The sequence below is a fragment of the Pseudescherichia sp. genome (assembly GCF_031998825.1).
In the GTDB taxonomy this organism is placed as follows: Bacteria; Pseudomonadota; Gammaproteobacteria; order Enterobacterales; family Enterobacteriaceae; genus Pseudescherichia.
In genome coordinates this window covers 32,140-52,391 of the sequence record NZ_DAMACX010000032.1, presented here as the reverse complement: position 1 = coordinate 52,391, position 20,252 = coordinate 32,140, and the positions used below count along the sequence as shown (strand labels likewise).

The 20,252-nt window shown below is 55.5% G+C and carries 20 protein-coding genes; 11 read left to right on the top strand and 9 right to left on the bottom strand.

Annotation, left to right across the window (positions count from 1 at the left end):
• Positions 1–847 (top strand): DUF3362 domain-containing protein (locus tag RTP97_RS14845; RefSeq protein WP_312414992.1); only part of this gene is annotated, 847 nt, incomplete at its 5' end.
• Here RTP97_RS14845 and RTP97_RS14840 read toward each other — a convergent pair.
• The 3 genes from RTP97_RS14840 to yqhD form a co-directional block, all read right to left on the bottom strand.
• Positions 844–2,316 (bottom strand): DASS family sodium-coupled anion symporter, encoded by a 1,473-nt coding sequence (locus RTP97_RS14840; RefSeq protein WP_312414989.1) that lies wholly within the window; start codon positions 2,314–2,316, stop codon positions 844–846. The two genes, RTP97_RS14845 and RTP97_RS14840, sit on opposite strands and share 4 nt — an antisense overlap.
• A 191-nt stretch (positions 2,317–2,507) precedes the next feature.
• Positions 2,508–3,335 carry a 2,5-didehydrogluconate reductase DkgA gene (gene dkgA, locus RTP97_RS14835; protein ID WP_312212099.1) on the bottom strand — a complete coding sequence of 276 codons (828 nt, stop codon included), beginning with the start codon at positions 3,333–3,335 and terminating at the stop codon, positions 2,508–2,510.
• 104 nt (positions 3,336–3,439) lie between these two features.
• On the bottom strand, positions 3,440–4,603 hold the full coding sequence (gene yqhD, locus RTP97_RS14830; protein ID WP_312414987.1) for an alcohol dehydrogenase: 1,164 nt from the start codon (positions 4,601–4,603) through the stop codon (positions 3,440–3,442).
• A 193-nt stretch (positions 4,604–4,796) separates the two neighbouring features.
• On the opposite strand from yqhD, the gene RTP97_RS14825 reads away from it, so the two are divergent.
• Complete coding sequence (locus RTP97_RS14825) at positions 4,797–5,687, top strand: AraC family transcriptional regulator (protein ID WP_312414985.1); 891 nt, start codon at positions 4,797–4,799, stop codon at positions 5,685–5,687.
• A gap of 55 nt (positions 5,688–5,742) precedes the next feature.
• Here the strand turns inward: RTP97_RS14825 and yghB are convergent, their stop codons facing one another.
• Complete coding sequence (yghB, locus tag RTP97_RS14820) at positions 5,743–6,402, bottom strand: DedA family general envelope maintenance protein YghB (protein WP_312414983.1); 660 nt, start codon at positions 6,400–6,402, stop codon at positions 5,743–5,745.
• Between the two features lie 131 nt (positions 6,403–6,533).
• Positions 6,534–7,721, bottom strand: a complete 1,188-nt coding sequence (gene metC, locus RTP97_RS14815) for a cystathionine beta-lyase (RefSeq protein WP_312414981.1) — start codon at positions 7,719–7,721, stop codon at positions 6,534–6,536.
• A gap of 319 nt (positions 7,722–8,040) precedes the next feature.
• Here metC and RTP97_RS14810 point away from each other — a divergent pair, with 319 nt between their 5' ends.
• The 6 genes from RTP97_RS14810 (at position 8,041) to RTP97_RS14785 (ending at position 13,425) form a co-directional block, all read left to right on the top strand.
• On the top strand, positions 8,041–9,420 hold the full coding sequence (locus RTP97_RS14810; protein ID WP_409455951.1) for a glycoside-pentoside-hexuronide (GPH):cation symporter: 1,380 nt from the start codon (positions 8,041–8,043) through the stop codon (positions 9,418–9,420).
• 12 nt (positions 9,421–9,432) lie between these two features.
• On the top strand, positions 9,433–10,962 hold the full coding sequence (locus RTP97_RS14805) for a glycoside hydrolase 43 family protein (RefSeq protein WP_312414976.1): 1,530 nt from the start codon (positions 9,433–9,435) through the stop codon (positions 10,960–10,962).
• Between the two features lie 161 nt (positions 10,963–11,123).
• Positions 11,124–11,858: a tol-pal system-associated acyl-CoA thioesterase gene (exbB, locus tag RTP97_RS14800; protein WP_312212106.1), complete on the top strand. Its 735-nt coding sequence runs from the start codon at positions 11,124–11,126 to the stop codon at positions 11,856–11,858.
• Positions 11,859–11,864: 6 nt separating this feature from the next.
• Positions 11,865–12,290 (top strand): TonB system transport protein ExbD, encoded by a 426-nt coding sequence (exbD, locus tag RTP97_RS14795; RefSeq protein WP_312414974.1) that lies wholly within the window; start codon positions 11,865–11,867, stop codon positions 12,288–12,290.
• Between the two features lie 167 nt (positions 12,291–12,457).
• Entirely contained in the window at positions 12,458–12,991 is a 534-nt protein-coding gene (locus tag RTP97_RS14790) for a hypothetical protein (protein WP_312414972.1), read from the top strand.
• Positions 12,982–13,425 carry a type II toxin-antitoxin system YafO family toxin gene (locus RTP97_RS14785; protein ID WP_312414970.1) on the top strand — a complete coding sequence of 148 codons (444 nt, stop codon included), beginning with the start codon at positions 12,982–12,984 and terminating at the stop codon, positions 13,423–13,425. The genes RTP97_RS14790 and RTP97_RS14785 overlap by 10 nt, the downstream gene beginning before the upstream one ends.
• Before the next feature lie 42 nt (positions 13,426–13,467).
• Here the strand turns inward: RTP97_RS14785 and RTP97_RS14780 are convergent, their stop codons facing one another.
• The 3 genes from RTP97_RS14780 to RTP97_RS14770 are packed head-to-tail and all read right to left on the bottom strand — an operon-like array spanning position 13,468 to position 15,266.
• A complete protein-coding gene (locus RTP97_RS14780) occupies positions 13,468–14,364 on the bottom strand; it encodes an SDR family oxidoreductase (protein WP_312212109.1) in 897 nt (298 codons plus the stop codon).
• A gap of 43 nt (positions 14,365–14,407) precedes the next feature.
• On the bottom strand, positions 14,408–14,860 hold the full coding sequence (locus RTP97_RS14775; protein ID WP_312414968.1) for a cytoplasmic protein: 453 nt from the start codon (positions 14,858–14,860) through the stop codon (positions 14,408–14,410).
• Positions 14,853–15,266, bottom strand: a complete 414-nt coding sequence (locus RTP97_RS14770; RefSeq protein ID WP_312414966.1) for a hypothetical protein — start codon at positions 15,264–15,266, stop codon at positions 14,853–14,855. The genes RTP97_RS14775 and RTP97_RS14770 overlap by 8 nt, the downstream gene beginning before the upstream one ends.
• Positions 15,267–15,369: 103 nt before the next feature.
• Between RTP97_RS14770 and RTP97_RS14765 the strand changes: the two genes are divergently transcribed.
• The 3 genes from RTP97_RS14765 (at position 15,370) to RTP97_RS14755 (ending at position 19,187) form a co-directional block, all read left to right on the top strand.
• On the top strand, positions 15,370–15,891 hold the full coding sequence (locus RTP97_RS14765; RefSeq protein ID WP_312414964.1) for an ESA_00282 family adhesion-associated protein: 522 nt from the start codon (positions 15,370–15,372) through the stop codon (positions 15,889–15,891).
• Between the two features lie 71 nt (positions 15,892–15,962).
• On the top strand, positions 15,963–16,859 hold the full coding sequence (gene yghX / locus RTP97_RS14760) for a YghX family hydrolase (RefSeq protein WP_312414962.1): 897 nt from the start codon (positions 15,963–15,965) through the stop codon (positions 16,857–16,859).
• Positions 16,860–17,546: 687 nt separating this feature from the next.
• Positions 17,547–19,187, top strand: coding sequence for a methyl-accepting chemotaxis protein (locus RTP97_RS14755; RefSeq protein WP_312414961.1), 1,641 nt, complete (start codon positions 17,547–17,549; stop codon positions 19,185–19,187).
• Here RTP97_RS14755 and RTP97_RS14750 read toward each other — a convergent pair.
• Positions 19,184–20,161 carry a sensor domain-containing diguanylate cyclase gene (locus tag RTP97_RS14750; RefSeq protein ID WP_312414960.1) on the bottom strand — a complete coding sequence of 326 codons (978 nt, stop codon included), beginning with the start codon at positions 20,159–20,161 and terminating at the stop codon, positions 19,184–19,186. The genes RTP97_RS14755 and RTP97_RS14750 overlap by 4 nt on opposite strands.
• Between the last annotated feature and the right edge of the window lie 91 nt (positions 20,162–20,252).

Here is a 20,252-nt window from a genome sequence, read left to right as displayed (position 1 = left end):
CTGCAAGTCGCCGCGTGCGGAGCAGACCTGCCGCCGCCTGTCGTGCGTCTACCCGGATATCTGCCCGCACATGGATACCAACCACGAGCCGACGATCAACCTCTACCGCCGCGCCCGCGATCTGAAGGGGATCAAGAAGATCCTTATCGCATCCGGGGTACGCTATGACATCGCCGTGGAGGATCCTCGCTATATCAAAGAGCTGGCGACCCATCACGTGGGCGGCTACCTGAAAATTGCGCCGGAGCACACCGAGGAAGGCCCGCTGTCGAAGATGATGAAGCCGGGGATGGGCAGCTACGATCGCTTCAAAGAGCTGTTCGATACCTACTCAAAGCAGGCCGGTAAAGAGCAGTACCTGATCCCGTACTTTATCTCTGCCCATCCGGGAACGCGGGATGAAGACATGGTGAATATGGCCCTGTGGCTCAAAAAGCACCGCTTCCGCCTCGACCAGGTGCAGAACTTCTACCCGTCGCCGCTCGCCAACTCGACGACCATGTACTACACCGGCAAGAACCCGCTCGGCAAGATTGGTTACAAGAGCGAGAACGTCGTGGTGCCGAAGGGTGATAAACAGCGTCGCTTGCATAAGGCGCTGCTGCGCTATCACGATCCGAAAAACTGGCCGCTGATCCGTCAGGCGCTAGAAGAGATGGGTAAAAAGCACCTGATCGGCAGTCGTCGCGACTGCCTGGTGCCTGCGCCAACCCTCGACGAGATGCGTGAGGCGAAGCGCCAGAACCGTAATACGCGCCCGGCGCTCACCAAGCACACGCCGATTGCCCACCAGCGCCAGACGCCGGCAGGCCATAAAGTTCGCAGTAAGGCAGGCGCGAAGGGCTAATACAGCCCAATCACCTTCCACCAGGCGAGTCCTACGCTAATAAAGACCGCCTGGTTGAAGAGGCTGACCAGGAACCCCGTGCGCCACCAGACCCCGGTGGGCACGTAGCCCGCACCGAACAGGATCGGGCCACGAGCATGGGTATACTGGGTCAGAGAGCAGTAGAGGCTGCTGGTAAACGCCAGCATTAGCGCGCAGGGCGCAGCAGGGATCCCCAGATGCAGCCCGACGCCGAGAAACACGGCGTAGAGGGCGGCAATCTGCGCGTTGCCGCTGGCAAAAAAGTAGTGGGTGTAGAAGTAGGCCGCGTTCAGCAACAGTAAAACCACTACCCAGCTAGTGCCGTGCAGCGAGCTGGCGAGGCTGTCGCCAATCAGGTTACCAAACCAGGTGGTGAACCCGAGCTTTTTCAGCTGGTTGGCCATCATCAGCAGCGCCGCAAACCAGATCAGCGTATCCCACGCCCCTTTTTCGCTCTTTACATCCTCCCAGCTCAGTACGCCGGAGAGCAGCAGAACAGAGAGGCCCACAAACGACGCCGTCGTTGGGTCAACGCCGAGCGTATCGCCGAAAATCCACAGCACCAGCAGAACCACCACCGTGCCGAGCATCAGCCACTCGCCGCGCGACATGCTGCCCATCTGCGTCAGCTCCTGACGGGCCAGCGCTGGCGCATCCGGCGTATGGCGGATCTCCGGGCGGGTGAGCCAGTAGACCAGCAGCGGGACGATCAGCAGCGATACCAGACAGGGCAGCAGGGCTGCCATAAACCAGCTACCCCATGTCAGGGTCACGCCAGCGTTGGCGGCGAGCTTCACCGCCAGCAGGTTGCCGGTGTAGCCAGTCATAAACAGCGCGGCGGTGACGTCGTTAACGTTGCCGATGCAGGTGATGAGAAAGGTGCCGATTTTACTGCGTGATTCGTCATCCGGGCGGGAGTCGAAGCTGCGCGCCAGCGAGTCGGCGATAGGATAGATCACGCCTCCGCAGCGGGCGGTGTTGCTGGGCATCGCCGGAGAGAGGATCAGATCGGCAAACGCCAGCCCGTAGGCCAGCCCGAGGGTGCGTTTACCCAGCAGGCGGATCATCTGCAGGGCGATCCGCCGCCCGAGACCGGTTTTGATGAAGCCGCGGGCAATCATAAAGGCAACGACGATCAGCCAGATCAGCGAGCTGTTCAGTTCGCTCAGCGCCGTGGTAATGGCTCCGCTGGCGGTGGTGTCCCCAGCGGCGTAGGCCAGCGCAAAGACGGTGATGCCGATAATGCCTACCGCGCCAATCGGCAGCACCTTCGCCACAATGGCGGCGATGGTTGCCACAAAGATAATGGCCGAACGCCATGCCGCCACGCTCAGACCGGAAGGGGGAATCAGTTGCCAGAGAGCCGCCGCAGCGGCAACGATGATGATGAGTGGGAGCCACCGGACGCCCGAGGATTTTGTTTCCGCCACAGCCATGTCCTTATTCATCGTGCGGATGAAAAAAAATTAAGAAATGGATCGTATGAATAATCAATGGGTTATGTCAGGTCTATGCTGCGCCCAGGCGCGTAAAAAATACACCTAATAATCAAGGGGAATTGTTGCAGGATGTTTCTTTTGCAGGGAAACGAGGCAAAAAAACCCGGCACAGAGGCCGGGTTGGGGGATTAAAGAGGCGCTTAGCCGCCGAACTGGTCCGGATCCGGGCCGAGGCGTTTGCTCTTATCAAGCTTCGCGATCTCGCTCAGCTCGTCTTTATCGAGGCGGAAATCCCACACCTTAAAGTTTTCCGCAATGCGTGCCGGGGTGACCGATTTCGGGATCACCACCAGGCCCTGATCCAGGTGCCAGCGGATCACGATCTGCGCCGGGGTTTTACCGTACTTGTCCGCCAGTTCGCGAATGATCTTCTGGTCAAAGACCCCTTCGCCGCCCTGGGCTAGCGGACTCCAGGATTCGGTCTGGATCTTATGGGTGGCGTTCCAGGCATGAAGCTGACGCTGCTGCAGCAGCGGATGCAGCTCAATCTGGTTGATCACCGGCGTCACGCCAGTTTCGTCGATCAGACGCTGCAGGTGGCTAATCTGGAAGTTACAGACGCCGATGCTCTTCACCAGCCCCTGCTCCTGAAGTTTGATCATCCCCTTCCAGGCTTCAACGTAATGATCGATAGCCGGAACCGGCCAGTGCATCAGGTAGAGATCAACATGATCGAGTTTCAGCTTGTCGAGGCTCGTCTGCAACGCTTCCTCAGGGCGGGTCTGATCGTCATTCCACAGCTTGGTGGTGATAAACAGATCGCTACGCGGGATCCCCGCGCTTTCGATAGCCTTGCCGACGCCCTCTTCATTTTTGTAGGCCGCGGCGGTATCAATCGAGCGATAGCCCACCTCAAGCGCCTTATGAATGGCGGAGACGACCTCCTCGTTGCCCGCTTTCCATACGCCGAGGCCCAGCTGCGGCATTACGTTGCCGTCCTGAAGCTTAATCACGGTTGGATTTGCCATGCATTCCTCCTTATATGAAATCCACCCGGGCTGGCCCAGGTGGAGTTGAGTGACTTAAGTCTGGACGAAAAGCCCAAAAACGAAAGTCTTAGAAGAAAAAACCTTTAGCGCGCGGCTTCGTAGATGCGACGGCTAACGTCGAGGGTAATATCCTGATGTTCGCCTAATTGGGTCATACCATGTTCGTTCAGCTTCTCAAGCAGGGCAGGGATAGAGCTGCCGTCGAGACCGTAGCCGGAGAGGCGGGTCGGGACGCCCATCTGCTCAAAGAAATTGCGCGTGGCGGCAATGGCGGCGTCGATACGCTCGTCGTCGCTGCCTTCGGTAATGTTCCAGACGCGCTCGGCATACTGCAGCAGCTTGCCGCGTTTGGCGTCGCGTTTTTCATTCCACAGCGCAGGCAGCACGACCGCCAGCGTCTGGGCATGATCCAGACCGTGCATCGCCGTCAGCTCGTGGCCCAGCATATGGGTGGCCCAGTCCTGCGGCACGCCTGCGCCGATCAGACCGTTGAGTGCCTGGGTTGCCGCCCACATCATGTTGGCACGCACGTTGTAGTTTTCCGGCTCCAGCAGCGCCTTCGGGCCATCTTCGATTAGCGTCAACAGAATGCCTTCCGCGAAGCGATCCTGAATTTTGCCATCGACCGGATAGGTCACGTACTGCTCAACGGTATGGACAAAGGCATCAACCACGCCGTTCGCTACCTGGCGCGGCGGCAGGGTATAGGTGTAGACCGGGTCGAGGATAGCAAACACCGGCTGGACAAACGGGGAGTGGAACGCCTGTTTATCACCGGTGGTTTTACGGGAAACGACCGCGCCCTTGTTTGACTCGGAGCCGGTGGCCGGCAGGGTCAGCACGGAGCCCATCGGGATCGCGCTTTTGATTTCGCTGCCGCGGGTTTGCAGAATGTGCCACGGATCGATGCCGTCAGCATAGTGCGCAGCGGCGGCGATAAATTTCGTGCCGTCCAGCACCGAGCCGCCACCTACTGCCAGCAGGAAGGTGATCTTCTCTTCGCGGGCGATAGCCACGGCCTTCATCAGGGTTTCGTAAGAGGGATTCGGCTCAATGCCGCCAAATTCCAGCACGTCGAGGCCGTTGAGGGCGCTATAGACCTGATCCAGCACGCCGGTTTTTTTGACGCTGCCGCCGCCATAGGTGATCAGCACCCGTGCGCCTGCCGGGATCTGATCGCGCAGATCGGCAATGGCGTTCTTACCAAACAGGATGCGGGTGGGGGTATGCAGATTAAAATTATTCATGACGCTTTCCCTTGTATCGGTGAAAAGACAAACGGCAGCGGGCTGCCTGCTGGGGACTATTGTGGTCTCCGCGCCCGGCGGTCTCAATGCATATTCCTGCCGATCTCTTGCCCATTCCTCCCGCGTGCTGGAGAAAACGCACAAAAAAGCGCACACTGGGCATAGCTCAATATCGCCCTGGAGAAGTCAGAAAATGAACCGCGACGCCATCTGCCGCCAGCTGACGCAGCAGATTAAACAGCTGAAAGATAATGAAAACAGGCTTAGCGCGCTGCTGCCCGACGTACGCCTGCTCTACGGCACCCAGCCGGGAACGCGCACGCCGGTGATGTATCAGCCTGGCATCGTGATCCTCTTTTCCGGGCATAAAATTGGTTATATCAACGATCGCGTTTTTCGCTACGACACCAATGAGTATCTGCTGCTCACCGTGCCGCTGCCCTTTGAGTGTGAGACCTTCGCCACGCCAGAGGTGCCGCTGGCGGGGATCCGCCTGAACGTTGATATTTTGCAGCTGCAGGAGCTGCTGATGGACATTGGCGAGGACGAGCACTTCCAGCCCGCCATGGCGGCAAGCGGAATCAATTCGGCTACGCTGTCGGGAGAGATCCTCTGCGCCATTGAGCGGCTGCTGGACGTGATGGCCCGCCCGCTGGATGCGCGGATTTTAGGCAAGCAGATCGTGCGCGAAATCCTCTACCACGTACTGACCGGGCCGTGCGGCGGAGCGCTCTTAGCGCTGGTCAGTCGCCAGACCCACTTCAGCCTCATCAGCCGGGTATTGAAACGTATCGAGAGCCAGTATACCGAGAACCTGAGCGTGGACCAGCTGGCCGCCGAAGCGAACATGAGCGTGTCGGCGTTTCACCATAACTTTAAATCGGTGACCAGCACCTCGCCGCTGCAGTATCTGAAAACCTATCGCCTGCACCGGGCGCGGATGCTGATGATCCACGACGGCATGAAGGCCAGCGCGGCGGCGATACGCGTCGGCTACGAAAGCCCGTCGCAGTTCAGTCGCGAGTTTAAACGCTACTTTGGCGTAACGCCGGGAGAGGATGCGGCACGGATTAGGGGAGTATAAATTTAGGTAGGCCGGATAAGCGCAGCGCCATCCGGCATTTACCATCGCGAAGAGATCAGGCGTTGCAGTACTTCTTCTTAATCACCACCACCAGCGTACCCAGCAGTCCGGCCACCAGCAGGAAAACCGGGAGGATCATCAGGAAAGTCATGACCTGATCCTCATGGCGTTTCACGAAGGGGATCATGCTCAGGGCATAGCCGAGACCGGTGACGACGCCCACCCACAGCAGGGCGCTTAGCCAGTTAAAGAACTGGAAGCGGCGGTTCGACAGCCCGGAGATACCGGCCATGGTTGGCAGCAGAGTGCGCACAAAGGCAAGAAAGCGTCCGGCCAGCAGCGCCAGCAGGCCATGCTTGTCAAACATGCAGGTTGCGCGCTGGTGATACTTCGCCGGCAGCTGCGCCAGCCAGCTTTTAACCACCCGCGTATTTCCGAGCCAGCGGCCCTGAATATAGCTCAGCCAGCAGCCAAGACTGGCTGCAGTGGTCAGAATGACCAGCGCCGGGATAAAGTCCATTACGCCACGGGCTATCAGCGCCCCGGTCAACAGCAGCAGGCTGTCGCCGGGCAGGAATGAGGCAGGGAGCAGTCCATTTTCCAAAAACAGCGTTGCAAACATAACCAGGTAAACAACGCCAACAACATGGGGATTAGCTAACGCTGCGAAATCGTGTTGCCAGAGCGCAGCGATAATTTCTTGAATAACAGCCATGGACATTCCTGTGGAACCGCGTAATTAAGGCTTATTGTACTCCCGAAATGCCCGCAGCACCTTGATCGTTAACGCAAGAAATGCAGACAATTCCACTGGTTTTGTCTAAAACTGTACCAGCCTCATACACTCTACACGATACGCTCAAATCCTGCCGCTAAATCAGCAATCAGATCGTCAACGTTTTCTAAACCGATATGCACACGGATCAACGTCCCGGTGAAGTCGATCTCACCTTCTGGACGAATAGCCGCAATGTGTTCCGGCTGGTTGGCGAGGATCAGCGATTCAAAGCCGCCCCATGAGTAGGCCATGCTGAACAGGCTGAAGTTGTCGAGATAGGCCGCCAGCTCGTCGTTGCTCAGGCGTTTGTTGAGCACAAAGGAAAAGAGGCCGCTGCTGCCAGTAAAGTCCCGCTTCCAGTACTCGTAGCCCTTGCTGCCAGGCAGGGCAGGATGGTTCACCTTCGCCACCTGCGGATGCGTCGCCAGCCACTCGGCAATGGCCAGGCTGCTCTCATGGTGCTGGCGCAGGCGTACGCCCAGGGTGCGCAGGCCGCGGCTGGTCATGTAGGCGGTATCTGCATCCAGCATCTGGCCCATCAGGTAGGCATTCTCACGCAGCTGATCCCAGCAGCGGGCGTTGGAGACCGCCGTGCCGACCATCGCATCCGAGTGACCAATCAGGTACTTGGTGCCAGCCTGGATAGAGATATCGATCCCAAACTCCAGCGCCTTAAACAGAATGCCCGCCGCCCAGGTATTGTCGATCATGATGATCGCCTCTGGCGCAACGCGTCTCACCGCCTCGACAATGGCCGGGACGTCGTGGACCTCCATGGTGATGGAGCCTGGCGCTTCAAGGAACACCACTTTGGTGTTGGGCTGGATCAGGTTGGCAATGTCCGCGCCGATCAGCGGGTCGAACCAGCCGGTAGTCACGCCGAGCTTAGCCAGAATTTTGCTACAGAAATCCTGGGTAGGCTCATAGGCGGTATTGGTCACCAGGACGTGGTCGCCCTGCTCAACAAAGGCGAGGATGGTGTTAGCCACGGCGGCAGCGCCGCAGGGGAAAAGCGCGCAGCCTGCGCCGCCCTCCAGCTCGCACATTGCCTCCTGCAAAGAGAAGTGGGTCAGCGTCCCCCGGCGGCCATAGAACAGCTCGCCTTTAGCACGGCCGCGCGTTGCCTGCTTCTTGGCTTCCACCGTTTCAAAGACCAGCGACGAAGCGCGTTGGATCACGCTGTTCACCGACCCTTGGGTATATTTTTTGCTGCGCCCGGCATTCACCAGCGCGGTATCAATGTGCTTCGCTGTCATCTTCACGCTACCCTGATTTTATACGTCTGGATGTCTAGACTACCACGACCCGGCAGAAATTAACCCCGTCATTTGCCAGAAATGGGGGAAATTTTTTTTGCCTTCCCGTCAGTGGTAGACAGCTTTAGCGCAACGTGTAATACCAAAAGCAAAGATGTGTGATACCTGTATCAGTTATCAAAAAACATAAAACGGGAGTGAAATATAGCAATAGGCCACAGCGGAAAAATAGCCGTAGATTGACGCAAACTTATTCTGTGGGAGATTGATTGTGGCAAATAATACAAGGTTGTCGATTGCAGAAAAATTAGGGTTTGGCATGGGAGATGCCGCCTGCGGCATTGTTTACTCCTCCGTGACCATGTTTTTAACCTGGTTCTATACCGATATTTACGGCCTCTCCGCGGCAGCGGTGGGGGTGATGTTTTTAGTGACCCGCATCCTTGATGCCATTACCGATCCGCTAACCGGCATCGTTGCCGATCGGGTTAAAACCCGCTGGGGGCATTTCCGCCCCTGGCTTATTTGGTTTGCCGTACCCTACGCGGTACTTGCCGTCATGACATTTACGACGCCAGACTTTGGCGCATCCGGCAAGCTGATCTACGCCTATATTACCTACACGCTACTCATGCTCTGCTACACCTTTATCAATATTCCCTACTGTGCGCTGGGTGGGGTCATTACCCGCGATGAGAAAGATCGCCTGTCGGCGCAGGCTTATCGCTTTACCATCTCGTCCGCTGCCGGGCTGATGGTGTCGGTCGCTACCCTGTTTCTGGTGGACTGGCTGGGCAAAGAGGATAAACAGTTTGGCTTCCAGGCCACAATGGGCATTATGGGCGCAATTGCCATCGTCATGCTGCTGTTCTGTTTTTTCTCAACCAACGAGCGCGTTGCCCCGGTGGTAGAAACCCAGAGCAGCGTGCGGGAGGATATTCGCTGCCTGCTGGCAAACGATCAGTGGCGCATTGTGGCAATTATCACTTTCTTTTCCAGTATGGCAGGGGTAATGCGCAGCGCAGCGACGCTCTATTATGCCACCTATTTAATGATGGGCGGCATACAGACGGCAACCGGCACGGTAATGAAATCGGCCTTTGTCTCTACCAGCGTGGTCGGTACGATTATTGGCAGCCTCGCGGCGGGATATTTAGCTAAACGCTACCGCGCCGTCTCACTGTTTAAAAATATTAACCTGCTGCTGGTCTTTACCGGCGTGGTGATGTTCTTTATTCCACCTACATGGCTGGCTGTAGTGTTTCCACTCTATTTCCTGGTCGGCTTTTTCCATCAAATGTACCAGCCTTTTAAATGGAATATGATGGCTAATGCGGCGGACTACGGTGAATGGAAATTCGGCCACCGCATTACCGGTTTATCCTATTCGGGTAATCTCTTTGCCTTAAAAATGGGGATGGCCGTAGCGGGCGCTGCCGTCGGGTTTGCTCTGGGCCTGTTTGGCTATCAGGCGGGCGTTGCCGAACAGACGCCGCTGGCCACCGCCGGTATTGTCGGCCTGCTGACCCTGGGGCCATCGATCTCCTATCTGATCCTCTGGTGGCTGGCGCGCTTCTATAAGCTCGATGACACCATGATGGCCACCATCCAGCGCGATCTGGCCGCCCGTGAGCAGGCTGCCCGCCCCGCTGCCAGCGACCGTCCGGTGCTGGTGGGCGATGAACTGAAAAACGCATAAGGGAGCCGCATCATGTCTCAGGATACCTATCAAAACCCGATCCTCTGCGCTGACTACTCCGATCCGGATATCGTCCGCGTTGGGGATGACTTCTTTATGGTCTCGTCGAGCTTTAACCATATGCCCGCCCTGCCGGTGCTGCACTCAACGGATCTGGTCAGCTGGCGGATCGTCAACCATGTCTTCACCGCATTCGATCTTCCCGGCTACGATGTCATGCAGCCTGGAAAAGGGGTATGGGCACCCTCGCTGCGCTGGCATGACGATCGCCTGTGGGTCTTTTTCAGCACCCCGGACGAAGGGATTTTTATGTGTCATACCCAGGATCCGTGGGGGAAGTGGAGCAAGCCGCACTGCGTTCAGCCAGCTAAAGGCTGGATCGATCCCTGTCCCTTCTGGGATGAGGACGGTAGCGCCTGGCTGGTTCACGCCTTCGCCCATAGCCGCAGCGGCATTAAGCATAGGCTACAGCTTTTCTCGATGAAGCCAGACGGTACGGCGTTACAGGGAGAGGGGCAAATTATCTATGATGGCAGCTGCGATCTCCCGACGCTGGAGGGGCCGAAGGTCTATAAGCGCAACGGCCTCTACTATATCTTCGCCCCGGCGGGCGGGGTGGAGACCGGCTGGCAGGCGGTACTGCGCGCGCCAGAGATCGCTGGGCCGTGGGAGGCACGAAACGTACTCTTTCAGGGAGATACTGCCGTGAACGGCCCTCATCAAGGGGGATGGGTAGAGCTGAAAAACGGCGAGTGCTGGTTTGTCCATTTCCAGGATGCGCACCTCTATGGCCGTATTGTTCATCTCCAGCCGATGTCATGGGGCGAGGATGGCTGGCCGCGCATAGGTGAGCCTTTTGGTGAGGCAGGCGCTGGCCAGCCGGTTCTGCGCTGGCAAAAGCCCGGCGGCTTGCCTGCGGTAACGCCCTATACGCCCCAGACCAGCGACGATTTTGCCACCGGTAGGCCGGGGCTACAGTGGCAGTGGCAGGCCAATCCCCAGCCCTGCTGGCGGGTTCCGGCCAGCAAGGGCCTTCAACTGCGCTGTATCCCGCTGCCCGAGTTTGCAGGTCAGAAAACACTCTACGCCGCCCCGCAGCTGCTGCTGCAAAAGTTTCCCGCATTTGCCTTTGCGGCCCGCACGCGCGCAACGCTCAACGCCGCAGATCCTGAGAGTTTCGGCGGGCTGATTATCTATGGCGAACGCTACGCGGCGCTGGTTATTGCCCGTCACGAGGAGAACTATCAGCTCTGCTATATCCATGGCTGGATGAGCGATACGGGCGTCATTAGGGAGCAGCGTCAGGCGCTTCACTCGCTCTCAGGCGCAACCTGTGAGCTTCAGGTGAGCGTAGGGGAGGGCGGCGTCTGCCAGTTTGCCTGGCGTGAAGATAGCGGGGCGTGGCAGCCGGTACCGCGCACCTTTGCCGCGGGCAAGGGAAAATGGGTAGGGGCTAAGGTAGGGATCTTTGCCGCAGCCACGGCAGATGCGCAGGATCACGGTGAATGCCGCTTTGATAATTTTGTACTGGAGGTTCGATAGTTTTCTGAAAATTGCGCTTACGGCATTTTTTACTGCGTAAGCGCAAGGAAACTTTGTCAAAATTACGCCACTATGTAAATACTAATGAGAACTACTATCAATTCGATGCTGTTTTGATATTATTACGCTCAGATTTTGTGATTTTCGTCCGGAGATACAGAGTGGGTAATAATTTGATGCAGACGGATCTCTCCGTTTGGGGTATGTATCACCATGCCGATATCGTCGTAAAGCTGGTGATGATTGGCTTGATTCTGGCGTCCATTGTCACCTGGGCGATCTTCTTCAGCAAAAGCGTGGAGATGTTCTCGCATAAGCGCCGTCTTAAGCGCGAGCAGAAGCTGTTAAGCGAAGCGCGCACGTTGGATCAGGCGAGCGAAATCGCAGCGGGCTTCCATGCCAACAGCCTCAGCACGCAACTGCTGAACGAAGCGCAGAACGAGCTCGAGCTCTCCGCTGGCTCTGAAGATAACGAAGGCATCAAAGAGCGTACCGGTTTCCGCCTGGAGCGTCGCGTCGCTGCCGTTGGCCGTCATCTGGGCCGCGGTAATGGCTTTCTCGCGACCATCGGCGCTATCTCGCCGTTTATCGGTCTGTTTGGTACCGTATGGGGCATCATGAACAGCTTCATCGGCATCGCCCAGACGCAGACCACTAACCTTGCGGTCGTTGCACCCGGCATCGCCGAAGCGCTGCTGGCGACGGCAATCGGCCTGGTCGCGGCGATCCCGGCGGTGGTGATCTATAACATCTTTGCCCGCTCTATCGGCGGCTATAAAGCCATGCTGGGCGACGTTGCCGCGCAGGTGCTGCTGTTACAGAGCCGCGATCTCGACCTGGCTGCCAGCCCGTCGGCTGCGCCGGTTCACTCCGCACAGAAATTACGTTTAGGTTAATTCCGTATGGCAATGCGTCTTAATGAAAACCTGGACGATAACGGCGAAATGCATGAGATCAACGTGACGCCGTTTATCGACGTCATGCTGGTGCTGCTGATTATCTTCATGGTGGCAGCGCCGCTGGCCACCGTTGACGTGAAGGTAAACTTGCCGGCCTCGTCCAGCCAGCCGCAACCGCGTCCGGAAAAACCGGTCTACCTGTCGGTAAAAGCGGATAACAGCATGTTTATCGGCAACGATCCGGTGACCGAAGAGACGATGGTTAATGCGCTGAACGCTCTGACCGAAGGCAAGAAGGACACCACCATCTTCTTCCGTGCGGATAAAACCGTAGACTATGAGACGATGATGAAGGTGATGGACACCCTGCATCAGGCCGGCTATCTGAAGATTGGCCTGGTAGGTGAAGAGGTAACCCGCCCGAAATAAGCGTGGTAGGTAGATAAAGAAGGGGCCATCGTGGCCCCTTTTTTACATCCCCAAAAACCGTAAGCGATTCATATCTGGGCCGTTTGAGTCTTATATTCAACCAGCCTTTTTTTAGCGTATAGTTAAGTTCAGTAGTACAATGCTATGCCTTGCCGAGGGTGACGCTTATGGAGTTTATCGTGAAAATCCACCATTTACAGGCAGCAGTAGCGCTGGTTATTGCCAGTCTTCAACCACAGCCCAAAGCGGCTGCTTGCCAACCTATGATTGTCGAACGGGTTTATGAGATGGGGGCCAGGGTCAATAAGCGTGACATTAAAGAATTAGCTGAGGCGCTTACCCAGGTGACCGAACAGCTGCGCTCTGGTCGTGCTGAACTTGCGCGTTATGCTGATAGCGACGTTGATGGAGCAACCAACGTGGCTGAAGAGATCAAGAGCCAAGCTATTCACGTGGCGGGTATCGCTGAATCCTTCGTCCTCATGCTGCCTGAAAAAGAGATCGTACTCTCTTACGATAAAGACTCGGTTGAGTTCGCTTTTGTGAAGGCGATTAAGATGCTTAGCTTCGCAACCAAAAACTATCTTAACCTTATTGACCAGATTACACGTACAACCGAAGTGCGTGAGTCTGGTGTCGATTTCGCAGCGATGCGCCAGCTGCTGATGACCGGCAACAAGGCCGCGGTTAAATGGCACTAACGGCAGAATACAGTAAGGTTACATGGAGTGAGTTTTTTCAGCCGACGTTTAGTGCCTTTCCTCATCTGGCAAATCAACTAAGGGCCGAATTTCTCACGTATAAATCAACGGGGGCACCTTCAGACCTTCTTGGTCGAGATGCGCCTTTTGACTTCCCGCCTTTTGCAGTCGAGGCGAATGTTCAGCATATTCACGTTAATTTGTATTTTCAACTTAGCTGGAATGCAAGGCAACAGAACTACAAACGTACATCAAACCACTACCTTATCTACACTGAGCATATGTGGGAAAATGGCTGTTTCCTGTTAATGGGACTGGTTACGCCTGCTCATACACGTATGCCCGCACATGATAATCAATTACTGAGTTATTTTTCCCAGGTCGCGGAAAATTTCCACGCTTCAGCGCCCGAAATAAGCGCGGTAGGTAGATAAAAAAAGGGGCCAGCGCGGCCCCTTTTTTGTTGGACGCAAGAACTAGCTTAAATGCATCCCGCCGGTGACGCCGTGTACTTCGGCGGTCACATAGCTCGACTCCTGGCTCGCCAGGTAGACGTAAATAGCGGCGACCTCAGCAGGCTGCCCGGCGCGTTTCAGCGGCGTTGACTGCCCAAACTTCGGCAGTTTCTCCTGCGGCTGGCCGCCAGAGATTTGCAGTGCTGTCCAGACAGGGCCTGGCGCAACGCTGTTCACGCGAATGCCTTTCTCTGCCACCTGCTTTGCCAGCCCGCGGGTAAAGTTGAGGATGGCCGCCTTGGTAGAGGCATAGTCCAGCAGGGTGGCATTTGGCTGATAGGCCTCCACCGACGAGGTGGTGATAATGCTGGCACCCGGCTGCAGGAACTTCAGCGCCTCTTGGGTGATCCAGAACAGCGAGAAGACGTTGGTTTTATAGGTCTGCTCAAACTGCTCAGAGGTAAGGTCGGCAATATCTTCTACGGCGGTTTGTTTACCGGCAACCAGCGCCAGGATATCTAAGCCGCCCAGGGCATCGCGCGCCTGGTTGACCAGCGAGCGGGTAAAGGCTTCATCAGTCAGGTCGCCAGGGATCAGCACCGCTTTGCGCCCTTCGGCTTCAATCAGCGCTTTAACCTCCTGCGCATCCTCTTCCTCTGCGGGCAGGTAGTTGATAGCGACATCAGCGCCTTCACGCGCGTAAGCGATGGCGGCAGCGCGCCCGATACCGGAATCACCCCCTGTCACCAGTGCCTTACGATCCTTAAGGCGGCCGCTACCTACATAGCTCTTCTCGCCACAGTCTGGGACGGGATCCATTTTGGCCTGCACCCCTGGCGCGGGCTGTAACTGTTTCGGGTATCCCTCAGTGTAATACTGGGTAGTAGGGTCCTGAATTTTTGTCTGATCGTTTGCCATAAGTCGTCTCCATCTGTGATACATCCAGACTAAGGATAGATGCTTATGCGGGAAATGCAGGCGAACCGGACGATTCCGTATGGTTCTCCTGCTCCTCCTGAAGCGCGACTCTGTTGACGCTGCCGGTGCGGTACTCGCCGTCGGCAAGCTTGCGGGTGAGCCGCAGCGTGGCGACCTCACGTTCCAGAGTATGCTGGTAGTGGGCCTCCAGTTTTGCCATGATCTTTTCCTGTAGATCGGGATGTAGCGCAATGATTTCATCAATTGCTGCCCCGTAAATCTCCTCTTTAACCTGCAGAGCATAGATCTCACGGCGATTTTGCCACTTCAGCCTGATCAGCGCCGCGGGGATAGTGATCGACTCCCTGGCGATACGCTGGATCGTCTCATTTTTATTTTGAATTAATGCATCCAGGTTTTGCTTTAAGATAAATTCATCGCTCTTTGTCTCATCCAAAGTCAAATAGACATTGTTATTATCAATATCTTTATTCACGAGAATCGTCCTGTAGCGTATAAAACATCGGCGTATCTTTTTCCTGGGTTATGAGATTAAGCCAAATTTCATTTCCCGCGTCATTTATCTCAGTGGTTTTTTTTGCGATTATTTGACTTAAAAGCTGGGGGTCGATTTCACCTGCGGCCTGAAGATCGTTCAGCAATCGGCTAAAGGATTCAATTTTTACCACCCGGTATAATCTGTCTTTTATATGTCGGTCGCGCTCTTCCAGCAGCATATTACGTGATTGCCGGGTACGGCTAACGTTGGTTAATATATCGCTTTCATAATCTGCGAGCGTTCTTTTTCCCTGGGTTAAATTGACATCTTTTTCTGCTTCTCCCGCGTCCGTTTTCATCGTGGAAACGTGAAAACGTGCCGGGACAAGATTCTCGGGCAGCATCGCTAATATCCTGTGATTTCAACGGGGTGGAGGTGAAACAGGCGTGAGTTGCGTTGACAATATCATGGCGCAATTTTAAAATCAAAAAAAATGGAGCCTGCTAATGAACAGTATTTTCTATTCTGTTATCGCCCTTCTGCTGCTCACCGGTGGCGTACTTTTAATGATGCGTGGGTTCAATAAAAACTCGCCAGAGGTAGAGATAAGCCCCTCGCCCGACCCGACCCCGTTAACGAAAGAGGAGGGCGAAGATCACTTTTCCATACTGATGAATGCCATTACGCCCGTATGGTACTGGCGGGTAAATCATGAGTATATTGATTTCCTGCACTCTACTATTAAGCGAATGAACATAGCGGAGTTGAATCGTACGGCGGGATTATTTGAGGCCCAGCGCCGCTGTAGCGATCTCAATTCAGCGGTGTACCGCTATTATGACAATATAAAAAAGCGCTGCCTTAACGGGGAGAGAGTTTCTCATGCCGATCTGGAGGTGCTCAATTTACGCCAGTGCTTTCGTGAGTTTAGCCTCGAAGCCTACCCGGCGCTGGTCGTGCTGGTATGGCCCGAGTATCAGCGCCCGGAGGTCGATCCCGGCGAGGTGAAGACGTTCCCTGCTGAGTAACCGTTCTGGTGACTGACAAACGCGTTGCGTTATGCTTTGCTTAAAAAGTATTCACTTTCCGGAGAGTAACGATGACGCGTCTGACCGCCAAAGACTTCCCGCAGGAACTGCTTGATTACTACGACTACTACGCCCACGGCAAAATTTCCAAACGCGAGTTTTTACAGCTGGCAACCCGTTATGCGGTAGGCGGCATGACCGCGCTGGCGCTGTTCGATCTGCTCAAGCCAAACTACGCTCTTGCTACTCAGGTAGAGTTTACCGATCCGGATATTCTGCCGGAGTATATTCACTATCCCTCACCAAACGGTCATGGTGAAGTGCGTGGGTATCTGGTCAAACCGACCAAAGTCGAGGGTAAAGTACCAGCCGTGGTGGTGGTGCATGAGAACCGGGGCCTGAATCCCTATATTGAGGACGTCGCGCGTCGCGTTGCCAAGGCAGGGTATATTGCGCTGGCTCCGGATGGCTTAAGCTCGGTGGGTGGCTATCCGGGTAACGATGATGAAGGCCGGACGCTTCAGCAGAAGGTGGATCCCACTAAGCTGATGAATGACTTCTTTGCGGCAGTCGAGTTTATGCAGCGGCATCCTGACGCTACCGGTAAGGTCGGCATTACCGGTTTCTGCTATGGCGGTGGCGTAGCAAACGCGGCGGCGGTGGCCTATCCGGAGCTGGCCTGCGCCGTACCTTTCTATGGACGCCAGGCTCCGATCGCCGATGTGCCAAAAATCAACGCACCCATTCTGCTGCACTACGCCCAGTTGGACACGCGCATCAACGAGGGCTGGCCCGCCTACGAACAGGCGCTGAAGGCGAACAACAAGGTCTATCAGGCCTATATCTACCCCGGCGTTAATCACGGTTTTCATAATGACTCAACGCCGCGTTATGACCAGGCCGCAGCCGAGCTGGCGTGGCAGCGTACCCTCGACTGGTTTAAATTATACCTTTCAGAGAGTAGTTAACTTAAGTAATAGTTTAGCAGTGCTAAAATAGTATAGTTAGCGATCGTTTCCTGCTACGCCAGCAAAACCTTTTGCTGGCGTAAATAGCGCTGTCTGGTATTGCTCATTAGCGCGGATAGATTCCAGCTGGTTACGAGAACTTTTTCCAGCAGGCACGAAGTCAGGAGTGGCGCGGCCTCATGGCGAGCGGTTTGTTTTTTTATGCAGTCGCTAATAGCAAAAAATTGAACTGACATTTCTTGTGTAAAATATAAATAGATAGTCAATTTTCTATTCTGTTAAATATGATGTGTGAAATTTAAAGACGCCGCTAATGCTATTTAAAAGCATGAACTACATTTTTAGCATGATCGCTTTTATTATGCTTTTATAAATATAATGAAGGTATATTGAAATAGTCCTCTAAAAGAGGCGCTACCAAAGGCACCCTTTTTTTGTGCTTATTTTTCAGGGTGTTGCATTTAAGATTAATCTTAATGATGCGCTTTTTTCTTTTGAAATTGTATGCAGAAACACAGGCCACGCACTATTATGGTCGATTAAACCTTGTTTTATGCAAGGCAACCCATAGCGCGTTTTTTGATCAAAAAAATGACGCGCCACCATACATATTGTCATTAACATGCCGATAACTCTGCTACGTCGCTTGCGACAATAAGTATCCCCCTTATCGGCAAGGAATTAATTATGCGTATGCTGCAAAACTTCACCATTCGTTTGGTGTTGCTGGTTATTCTCGGCATCTTCGGCCTGCTCTGGTCCGGCGTTGGGCTGTATAGCGTTTTCTCGCTCTCAAAAGTTGCCGAAGGAAATGAGATCGATCGCCAACTGGTTAACCAAATGACGCTGCTAAGCCAGGGCAACGATCAATATTTTCGTGTGGTCACGCGTCTGTCACGCGTGCTGGAGACCAAAGCCGCCGGTGGCAGCGCAGATTTCTCACAGGTTCAGCTGGCGCTGGATAACATGAAAACGAAGCTGGAGGCGCTGAAAGCCATCTCGCCAGGGCCGATGGATCCGAAGGTCTCTGCCCAGACGATTGCCAGCTGGCAGGCGCTGCTTGACCAGGGCGTGACGCCGCAGGTTCAGCTGGCGCAGCAGGGTTCGTTGGACGCTTATCGTCAGCAGGCCACTGATGTGACGCCGGCGCTGAGCCGCGCCTTTGGTGCCGCAGCTGAAACTTTTAACACCACCGCCAGCGCAAGGCTGGATGACATGCGCGTCATAGTGGACGGACAGACCAGCGTGACCCGCACCCTGATTCTGGCAGCGGTGATCCTCGGTCTGATGATCCTGCTCTTCACCGATCGCTATCTGGTCGCCATGCTGGTGAAACCGCTGGCAACCATCCGCGAGCACTTCCGCACTATTGCCCAGGGCGATCTCAGCCAGCCGGTACAGGATCTGGGCCGCAACTGTGTAGGTCAGATGGTACCTCTGCTGCGCGCAATGCAGGATAGCCTGCGTGAGGCGGTAAGCTCTATTCGCCAGGGCAGCGACAACATCTGGCGCGGGGCGACTGAGATTTCCAGCGGCAATAACGATCTCTCTTCCCGTACGGAAGAGCAGGCGGCGGCCCTGGAGGAGACGGCAGCCAGCATGGAACAGCTTACCGCGACGGTTAAGCTGAATGCGGACCACGCACGTCAGGCCAGCGAGCTTGCGGACGTTGCCTCGACGCGAGCGAGCAAAGGCGGTGAACTGGTCGAGGAGGTGATCGGCACCATGAACGGCATCTCTGACAGTTCGAAAAAGATCGCTGAGATCACAACGGTTATTAACAGTATCGCTTTCCAGACCAATATTCTGGCACTCAACGCGGCGGTAGAGGCGGCACGGGCAGGCGAGCAGGGGCGTGGATTTGCGGTTGTAGCGGGCGAAGTGCGTAACCTTGCCAGCCGTAGTGCCGATGCTGCGAAGCAGATTGAGTCGCTGATTACCGACTCCGTTAGCCGGGTCGATAAAGGGGCGCAGCTGGTGAACGACGCTGGCACCACGATGGAGGGCATTCTGCAGGCGGTAACGGAAGTGACCACCATTATGAAGCAGATTGCCGGCGCGTCTGCCGAGCAGAGTAAAGGTATCTCTCAGGTGGGTGTCGCCATCACCCAGATGGATAGCGTGACGCAGCAAAATGCCTCGCTGGTTGAGGAAGTTTCCGCAGCGGCGGCGGCTCTTGAGCGTCAGACCGAGGAGCTACAGCGTTCAGTGCAGCGGTTCCGCCTCTCTGCTAACGATCGAAAAATAGAGACAGCACCGGTTAACGCGCCTGTAGCACGCCGTGCAGCGGTGGCGTCCCCGGCAGATGATGAGTGGGTCGCGTTCTAAACGCTTTTGATAGATTCGGCTAGCGGTGTGGCACCCAGTGCCGCACCGTTTTTACCGGCATGCTTAATTTGATACATCGCCTGGTCGGCGCGAACCAGCGCGCTAACAAAATCATCCTGCGGTAACGCCTGCTCAATGCCGATCGAGGCACCGACGTTTGCCGTGCCGTTGTCCAACTCAAACGGCGTCAGGGCCGCCTGTAAACAGTCGCGTGCGGCGTTGCTTACCTGGATATCACTCAGCGTAAAGGGCAGCAGCAGCACAAATTCATCCCCGCCGAGCCGCCCGACAACTGTTCCTGGTGGACAGGTCTCACGCAGACGCTGGCTAAGCTGCATCAGCAGCTCATCCCCGCTACGGTGGCCGAAGGTATCATTCACGTTTTTAAAATCATCGAGATCGATAAACGCCACGCAGAGCGCCCCCGACATTTTTAACGCCTCGAAATGCTGGATCAGAGCATGACGGTTGGCAAGGCCGGTGAGAGGATCGTGGTTCGCCAGCAGGGCGAGCTGCTCCTCATACTGCTTCTCTTTGGTCATGTCGATATGCGTGCCGGTAACCTTCAGCGGCTGGCCACTGTCGTCCCACTCACTGACGCGTCCCCGATCCAGCACCCAGGTCACGGTGCCATTTTTATGCTGCATCCGGTGTAGCGCTTCATAGAAAGGCGTTTTGCCGTGCAGATGGCCGTAGAAAGCCTCCAGTACCCGCTCTCTATCGTCGGGATGAAGATGCTCTTTCCAGACCTCAAAGCGCGCGCTGAGCTCTTTCGGCTGGTAGCCCAACATCGAGCCCCAGCGGCGGTTGTAGATGATGAGCTTGCCGCTGGGCACGTCCAGCTGCCACAGACAGAGGCCGGTGCCGTCCAGCGCCGCGCTGAGCTTGCTGCGGGCGTCACGCGCCAGCCGCACCAGACGGGCGTTGTGCTTCTTCAGATTCTGGATCTGCTGCTTAAGCGCGAGTTCAGACATACCGACCGATTAGGTATAAATAAAAAGCATTCTTACTAGTTATTTTTTGGTTGTAAATACAACAGGAGAAAAAGAGGAGGCGTAATCGATT